This is a genomic window from Bacillus sp. JCM 19034, from assembly GCF_001310635.1.
Taxonomy (GTDB): domain Bacteria; phylum Bacillota; class Bacilli; order Bacillales; family Bacillaceae_D; genus Halalkalibacter.
This window is the reverse complement of sequence record NZ_BAXR01000054.1, coordinates 1-1282: the sequence shown is the minus strand read 5'-3', so window position 1 is coordinate 1282 and position 1282 is coordinate 1. Positions and strand designations below refer to the sequence as shown.

General features: G+C 36.0%; 1 protein-coding gene. It reads right to left on the bottom strand.

Translation table 11 applies throughout. The features are described 5' to 3' along the window. A partial coding sequence (locus tag JCM19034_RS20520) for a T7SS effector LXG polymorphic toxin (protein WP_062052617.1) occupies window positions 1-695 on the bottom strand: 695 nt, incomplete at its 3' end. Window positions 696-1282 lie beyond the last annotated feature (587 nt).

The following is a 1282-nucleotide window of genomic DNA, read 5'->3' as shown; positions in this document are numbered from 1 at the left end:
GATTCATTGGAAATTACGGAAGCAAATGCTTTGTTCTTCTTTGCGTCGTTTACTCTAGATTGAATTGTTGGTAGTTGAACGCGAAACCAGTCTGGTGTGATGGATTGTGCCGTTTTCTTCTGCCCCGCTTTCATTAACGCTTCTATTTCAGCCATTGCCTCTTGAACGTGATGATGGTCTGCTTTTCCTCTTTTCGTAAAAGCGACTAATTGTTCCGTTACATCTGAGGTCACTTCCACTGTTTCTTCTTTTCGATTCATCACATTCAAAAACGAAGGAGATTGTGCCGATGTTATATCCGAGACACTCTTTATAATAGCATCTATTTCCTTTGAAATGCCTTCTAATTGCTTGTACATCCTATGTATATCTTCTTCTTGATCCTCTATGTATGATTGATCCAACACCGTCAGATCATTCGAGTCGACATTCGATTTAAAATCATTGAGATGCTTCACTAAATTTCTCTCCAGCTGATTGGATAAACCGATAAATGCCTGAAGAAGCGTGCCATGATAGTCACGAAAATAGATCTTCGCTGCTTTCGCCGTTTCTCCTTTAAACGTCTCCATCTCGGTGATTTGATTAATATTCGACTCGACCTCACTTAATCCTAAACGAAGAGCTTTCATCTCCTTTTTCTGTTCTTCCACAAAGCTTTGCACTTCTGAAAGATTCACTTTTAAATTGGCCACCGTTCACCTCCAAAACAAAGAAAAGATACCGCCCACATGGAAGACGAAACAATAGATTTTCTGAACTTCCATACTTCTTAATCGGATGTGACTTAAGAAGAAATAGCTTACATATTTGAGGCCTGTATCTACATTTATGACAGTATCATAACTTCTTTCTACCATATACTTCTTATCCGTCATTTATTTACCATTATAATCCATGTTATATTTTTGATTATATAGGTGTAAATCTCCATTTTAGGAAATGATAAAAGTCCTAGAAAATACACAATTATGCTAATAGCAAATATTACTATAAGCTTTCTTTCGCTTAGCCCTAATCAATGCACTTTTTACAATTGCCATTCTCTAATAAGCTTAAAGCATACTTTATTTGTTGCTTACCATAAACTTTTAGTCTCTCTTTACAAAAATTTGCTTTCTCTTTCTGTTTTGCTGTTGCCTTCTCTTCTTGGGTACACTCTACCATCACATCTCTTTCGAATTCTGCAAAATACTCATGATCGTAAATATTAATGTTCCAGTTGGTGTGTCTCTATCAATCCCATTTTTAGAATATGTACTTTCACATCTATGTATATACT